This window comes from Thermodesulfobacteriota bacterium, assembly GCA_036482575.1.
Lineage (GTDB): Bacteria > Desulfobacterota > GWC2-55-46 > GWC2-55-46 > JAUVFY01 > JAZGJJ01.
The window spans coordinates 1-6,648 of sequence record JAZGJJ010000074.1; the positions used below are offsets into that span (position 1 = coordinate 1).

The 6,648-nt window shown below is 57.3% G+C and carries 8 protein-coding genes; 1 reads left to right on the plus strand and 7 read right to left on the minus strand.

Annotated elements, in window-relative coordinates; all coding sequences use genetic code 11:
* From V3W31_03230 to V3W31_03240, 3 genes are all read right to left on the minus strand, one after another.
* The coding region (locus tag V3W31_03230) for a gamma-glutamyltransferase (protein ID MEE9613952.1) at positions 1 to 884 on the minus strand (884 nt) is incomplete at its 3' end.
* A 51-nt stretch (positions 885 to 935) separates the two neighbouring features.
* A complete protein-coding gene (locus tag V3W31_03235; protein ID MEE9613953.1) occupies positions 936 to 2,072 on the minus strand; it encodes a glutamate--cysteine ligase in 1,137 nt (378 codons plus the stop codon).
* A gap of 327 nt (positions 2,073 to 2,399) precedes the next feature.
* A complete protein-coding gene (locus V3W31_03240) occupies positions 2,400 to 2,804 on the minus strand; it encodes a hypothetical protein (protein MEE9613954.1) in 405 nt (134 codons plus the stop codon).
* Positions 2,805 to 2,968: 164 nt separating this feature from the next.
* Between V3W31_03240 and V3W31_03245 the strand changes: the two genes are divergently transcribed.
* Positions 2,969 to 3,457, plus strand: a complete 489-nt coding sequence (locus tag V3W31_03245) for a ferritin family protein (GenBank protein MEE9613955.1) — start codon at positions 2,969 to 2,971, stop codon at positions 3,455 to 3,457.
* 213 nt (positions 3,458 to 3,670) lie between these two features.
* On the opposite strand, the gene V3W31_03250 is transcribed toward V3W31_03245, so the two are convergent.
* The 4 genes from V3W31_03250 to V3W31_03265 all read right to left on the minus strand — a co-directional run.
* Positions 3,671 to 4,756, minus strand: coding sequence for a hypothetical protein (locus tag V3W31_03250; protein ID MEE9613956.1), 1,086 nt, complete (start codon positions 4,754 to 4,756; stop codon positions 3,671 to 3,673).
* Positions 4,757 to 4,785: 29 nt separating this feature from the next.
* Positions 4,786 to 5,265, minus strand: a complete 480-nt coding sequence (locus V3W31_03255) for a Mut7-C RNAse domain-containing protein (GenBank protein ID MEE9613957.1) — start codon at positions 5,263 to 5,265, stop codon at positions 4,786 to 4,788.
* Positions 5,266 to 5,286: 21 nt separating this feature from the next.
* Entirely contained in the window at positions 5,287 to 5,730 is a 444-nt protein-coding gene (locus tag V3W31_03260) for a nuclear transport factor 2 family protein (protein MEE9613958.1), read from the minus strand.
* Positions 5,730 to 6,648, minus strand: a 919-nt coding sequence (locus V3W31_03265) for an SLC13 family permease (GenBank protein ID MEE9613959.1), incomplete at its 5' end; no start/stop codon positions are given. The genes V3W31_03265 and V3W31_03260, both read right to left, overlap by 1 nt.

The window sequence follows — 6,648 nt, forward strand, 5'->3', positions numbered from 1 at the left end:
CTCATGACCTCGTAGAGCAACTTCAAGTAGGGGGCGGTGTTGCAAGCAAGCCCCTTTCCGGCCGTGAGGTCGAACCCCTCGATAAGCTTCAAGGCGAAGGCTATGAGGCAGCCCCCGGAAGACGGCGGGGGGTTGGTGTATATCTTCCTCCCCCTGTACTCTATCCGGAGCGGCCCCCTCACCTCCACCCGGTAGTTTTCCAGGTCGCCGCTGGTAATGAGCCCCCGCTCCCCGAAACCTTCCAGCACCTTCCGCGCGACCTCGCCCCTGTAGAAGCTGTCAAGACCCTCTTCGGCAAAACACTCGAAGGTGTCCGCCATCCCGGGGTTGACCAGCCTGTCACCCTCCCGGAGGAACTTCCCTCCGGGCGCGTATATGGCACGGCTCTCCTCGGAGACCGTAAACATGGGGGAGAGGGTCTCTATGAACTGCGCCTGGTGGAAGCTGACTGTGACGCCCTCTCTGGCGTGAGCGACGGCCGGGGCGATAAGCTCCTCTATCGGCAGGGTGCAGTGGCGCTCGTACACCTCCTTAAGGCCGGCCACCGTGCCGGGCACCGCGGCCGAGCCCTCTCCTATGTAAAGCTCCTGCATGGTGCCTATGAAGTCTATGTCCACGGGGTAGAAACGGAACGCTTTTTTCTTCACCCCCGCCGCCGAGCCGAACCCCGGCACGTCGGAGAAGAAGTCGTAGAGGATGGTCGAGCCCTCTTTCGTATGCGCCATGAAGAAGCCGCCGCCGCAGGGGCTCGTAAGGGTGGACTCGGCCACGAATGATACGAAGGCGGCCGCTACGGCGGCGTCGAAGGCATTGCCCCCGCGCTCGAACATCTTCATGCCCGCCTTCGATGTAAGCTCATGTCCGGATGAGACCACGCCCTTCATAACCGCTTCTCCTTTAATTTCCTTTAATTTCCTTTATTTCCATTATTTCCATTACTCCCCTTCGTCCGCCGGGCGCGTCTCCGCCAGCAGGCCGTCGGTCATATCCCTTACGACCCCCTTAAGGTCGCCGCCTTCCTTGAACACCCGGAGCTGCCTGTCGGCGCCGGTACCCCCGGCGAGTATCTCCCCGAGGGCTGAGAGGTACCCGGCGCTCCCGAGTGTTGCGGCCTCTTCCTCGACCGAGCCGAGGAGCGCCCCTATCGCCTCCCTCACCGGGACGGTGCTTCCTCCGTCTTCTGTCAGGAACTCGCCATCGAGCCCGTACCTCGCGGCTCGCCACTTGTTCTCCCTCGTAATAGCGGAGTGCGGCCTCTCGAACGGAACCCCACGCTCGTACTCGTCGCCGAACTTCTTAACGAGTGCCTGGATCAAGGCGGCGATGGCCAGGGTCTCCTTGATGGTCCCGGGCATGTCGCAGACCCTTATCTCGACCGTTCCGAAGTCAGGGTGGGGGCGTATGTCCCACCATATCTCCCTTATGGTCTCTATGGTGCCCGTGGCCTTGTAGTTATCGATCAGCCGGCTGAAGTCGGCCCAGTCGTCGAAGTAGAACGGGAGCCCCGCGACGGGGAGGTTCTCGAAGACCTTCACCCTGTAGGACTTGAGCCCGGTGTCGTCCCCCTGCCAGAACGGCGAGTTGGCCGAGAGGGCGAGCAGGTGCGGCAGGTAGAAGAGCATCCGGTTCATAACGTATATGCACTTCTCGCCCCCCTCGAGCCCCACGTGCACGTGCAGGCCGAATATGTTGAAGCGCCGGGTGATTATCTTGAGCCTCTCCATGAGGCGCATATACCTCTCGTCCTCGGTTACGACCTGGTCCCTCCACCTTGAAAACGGATGGGTCCCGGCGCAGCAGAGCAGCGTGTCGTAGGCCTCCGCCGCCTTCGAGACCACGGCGAACTTCTCCCTCAGGTCCCGCTCCGCCTCGGCCACCGAAGAACATATGCAGGTGTTTATCTCGAGGTTGGACATCAGGAGCTCGTGCTTTACCGAGCTATCGAGCCCGCTAAGGGAGTCGATTATATCCGTAGAGTTGTTCATAAGGGCGAGCGTATCCCTGTGGACGAGCTGTATCTCGGCCTCTATGCCGAGGGTGACGCCCTCGGATTTTTTGAACTCGATAGTCATATTCGTATACCTTCTTAAAAATTACCACTTTTGACGGTACAAATCAATAACCGCCGCACCACAGGATATTTCAATTCCGGACTACCGTCAGGGATGTATGGCATGAAGGAGGCGGGGCAAACAAATTACGGAGTGGGGATTGCGAACTGCCGGTCAGCGGACCGGGGATTATTGGTGCATGCAAAAGTAACGTCTCATATAGGTCAACATCATTGTCATTCCTGCGAAACTTGTCCCTGTGAAAACAGGGAGCAGGGATAGGTCATCATCATTGTCATTCCTGCGGAAGCAGGAATCCAGTAATGGTATTTTAATTCGGGCGGGCCTCTACTTCTCCCCCCTGGCCTGCTCCTTCCTGAAACCCCTTCCGCTCACGCCCTCGTTATAGAGGCGGATGAAGTCCAGGGCTATCTCGCGCGCGTCCTTGTTGGACTTTACGTCTACCACGAGCCTCGTCTTCTCGACCACGAACGAAAGCTCGGAGTGTTCGAGGAGGCCGTCGCCCCTGGCGCCGTTATATATGCCTATCCCCTTATGCTGCCCCCCGACGGGCCTGAAGCCCAGGGCCTGGGCCGCCCTGAAACCCCTCTGGTAGACGTCGTTCTTCTTCCCGGAGACCGCTACTGACTCGCTGGCGGTCATCCCCGAGAACATCTGTATCTGCTGCTTCGCGCAGCCCGCGAAAAGGCCCAGCACGACAAGACCTGCAAGAAACGGATATGCTCTTTTCACTGCTTCCCTCCTCCTTTCAGGTGGATTGCCCCTTACTTACTTTAAATTTAACCGCATGTCAAGCGTATTTAGGTTTGCACACCCCCGTATCTTCTGGTAAGTTATAGTATATACCTTTTCCCAATTTTCCGATTTTCCGAAAACAAAAAGGAGGACTCAGGATAGTGTTCGAGCATATAGAGGAAAAAGAGGCCGTTGAGAAGGCGGCGCTGATAGAGAAAAACGGCTTTACCTTTTATTCGCTCCTCGCCGCTAAGACCGAAGACGCCGAGGCGGCCGCCGTCTTCAAAAGGCTCGCGAAGGACGAGGAAAAGCACCTGAAGATAATCGAGAAGAAGTACTTCCCCGAGGCCGGGTTCGGGGAGCTTATCACCGAAGAGGAGTTGGAGGTCGAGGAGTACGTAAGGACGCGCGGCGTGCCGGACCTCTTCACGAGACGGATAGACATAGAGAAACTGGTCCACGCGATAGACGAGCCCCGGAAGGCGCTCCTTATCGCACTCGACGCGGAGGTCCACTCGGTCGAGTTCTTTACGAAGCTGGCGGAGAAGTCCTCGACCGAAGAGGGCCGGGAGATCTGCCTCGAACTCGCCGAAGAGGAGCGGCAGCACGTCGAGCACATAGAGGAGTTGCTGAAGTCAACTTTAAAGTAGCTACGTAACTATTGAGCATAACGCCGCGTAGATACTGGGTAATTTTTCTTTTATGCTGAGGGGTCGACCCTGCCCATTCCGTCTCTTCTCCCGGAGCATTTTCGGTGCCTATTAGAATCGTTGGGTTTCGCCATGCTCTACCCAATCTACTTTACTCTATATCTCACAGCCTAGACCATCCTTTTTTTCGCTTTCAATAACAGGCCGCACCGTCTAACAGCTCGACGGCCTCGAATACGGGACCATATGGAGCTTGCCCCCCTCCTGGAATATAAGTATATAAAAGACCCCCCAGTCGTAATACTCCAGAATAAAAAATCTCCTATCCTTGGTGACGACTTCCCGAAGCTCTGCTCCGCCGTTGACAAACTTCACAAACACCTCCAGACCGCCTTCCATGACCTTGACCTGGGAGTATTCGTCCGTCCCGTAATCATCCCTATTGGGATAAACTCCGGACTTCACCGTTTGAAGCTCTATGGAGAGCGGACCGTCGACAACCTTCGACAGTTCCACCCTGCCTTCGGCCTTTCGAAGCTCGGGAGGAATATATTCCGAAAAGACGGCCAGCTTGGCGTTAACCCAGTGTTGGTAGTAATGTGTTACGGTCGGATTTTCACGCCTTGATTCCCGCTCGGCCTCTTCGAGACCGGACTGGTACGCGTCGGTCAAGAGCTTATAGCCACTCTTGTCTTCGTTTATCGCAGCTTCCACCTTACCCATGAACTTACCAGTCTCGCCCTTATCTTTCTGTCTCCCCTTCGACACGTCCACGACACCTGCCGTATCGCCCGGCTTTTCCCCCAGGGCCATTATTACGACTGTTTCGCCGACGTGTTCATCCACTCCTTTCTCCGAGATCTTCCCGTAAGCCCAGAGAAAGTTGGTATCCTTTTCCACGACCTCAAAAGAGGGGTTGGGTCCCTCGCCGTCGCCCTGCTTTACATATCCGATAATTTCGACCTCTTTCCACCCGCTATCGCCGAGGTAATAAAAACTATTCCCGACCGAAACGCCGGGACTAATCCGCCCGACCTCTCTGCTCGTGTCGGCATCAAGTACCCCGCGACCGGCGGACCGGTAAAGTTCATACAAATCTCTCGATGAAATCCGTACCGGGAAAAAAGCTAAGTCCGTTTGCCTACTCAACTCCTCCGGCCTGTCCCAGTTCAGTTCATAAAGAGAGCCCAGTCTGAAAATACCGGGAACGCTATCGGCAAGCGCCTTACCCCTCACCATAAAACAGGTGGAAAACAGGGTGAAAACAATCAGAAAATATAATCCTGGTTGGACCCGCATCTCCCCATCACCTCCTTGCCCAAACCAACTCAAGGGCCTTTAAAGTCATCCTCTGCCAGTTCCCTCTCCATCCTCTCCCTGTGCGTTCCGGCCCAGTAGAGCCGGCCGCATGAGGGACAGGTGGAGAACTCCTCCTGCGTCGAATATACGTAAGGCGGTACCCGGCCCTCTATCGAGCCCTTTTCGATATCCTCAAGCAAGAGGTTGCATCTGAGGCACCGCGTCAGGAATCTTTCTCTGTCCAACCCGTACGCCTCGACGACCTGCTTAAGTTGCTCGCGGAAGCTGTCGCTCTCGATAAAGAGGTGATTTTTTTCCTCCCTGACCCAGCGTCTTTTTATTAGCAGCGTGTCCCTCGTAAGGACCACCCTGCCCTCGGCCCCGGCCCTCCTTATGAGCTCCGTATCGTCGATGGTCCTCTCGTACGCAACGTCATGGCCGACTATCTTGAGCCACAGGGTGAGTTTGCCCAGCATCGAGTCGGCGAAAAATTTTAGCTCCTTATCCACCCTTATTAGCCTGCCAACGATTCACAGTAGCCCCATAAGGCCGACCCTCTCCCACTTGGCGCTAAGGGCCTTCCAGTCGCCGTCTTCCTTTCTGAAGACCACGCTGAAGCGGTAGCCCGCGCTCTCGTCCGGTATCGCGTCCCCCCTTACGAGAGCGGCCTTGCAGTCCACAAGGGCCCTACTCCCCTCGACCTTCACCTCCAGGCCGCGCACGAAGACCGATAGCTTCCCGGGCCTCATGATCTGGTGGAAGAGTACCCCCTTAATGCCGCTGCGGTCGTTCCCCGCCTCGTCGTTGTAGTCGTCCGAGAAGTAACGGATGGCCGCCTTTAAGTCCTTCGCCTCCATGGCCTCCGCAATCCCATTTACGGCAGCCCTCACCCTGTCCTCCTCGGTCATGGGTTTGGAGCAGCCGAACGTGAATAAAAGAAGAATGCACAGGGGCAGGATATATATCCTTCTCATTATACCCACCCCATAAGCGGGCACATCACCATAAGCCCCGCCATTATAATGAAGAACCCCCCTATGTCGAAGAGTATCCCCTTTCTTACCATTGAGAGTATCGGCACCATGCCCGAGCCGTAGACTATGGCGTTCGGCGGAGTGGAGACCGGGAGCATGAAGCCGAAGCTCGCCCCGAGGCAGGCCCCCAAGGCGGGCGGCAGTGGAGAGATGCCCATCGAAAGGGCTATGGCTATGGTGACGGGTATCACCATGTTGGCCGAGGCCGTGTTCGAAGTGGTCTCGCTCAGGATTATCGCCATGAGAGTGCTGACCGCGGTGATGCTCCAGAGGCCCGTGGCGCCGGTAAGGCCCGTGAGGCCGTGGCCGAAACTCTCGGCAAGGCCGGTCGAGAACATGAGCTTACCGAGGCTGAGCCCCCCTCCGAAGAGCAGTATGGTACCCCAGTCTATCCTTACGGCCCCGGACCAGTCCATCGTAAAACGCCGCTCCCGAAAGGATACGGGGAGTATGAAGAGAAGGGTGGCGGCAAAGACGGCCACGATACCGCTATTCAGCCTCGAAGAGAGGAACAGCGCCGCCTCGGACTCCTTACCGCATATGAGCCCGACGATGCTCGGAAGCACCCAGAGCGTAACGGCAGTGGCGAAGGCGACGGCCGTATTTATCTCCCCCCTCTTCCACCCCCCGAGCCCGTGGCGGGCCTTCCTCACGTACTCGCGCACGCCCTCCCTGTCGGACGGCCCCCCCGCTACGGCCGGGGCGCCCGGTGCAACCGAACGCGACAGCATAAGAAAGAGGTAGGCGAACATCACGGCGGTTATGGGTAAGGCGAACGTCATCCACTCGAAAAACGTGATCTTCACCCCGGCAAGCGAGTCTATCATGCCGATCCCTATCACGTTCGGCGGGGTGCCT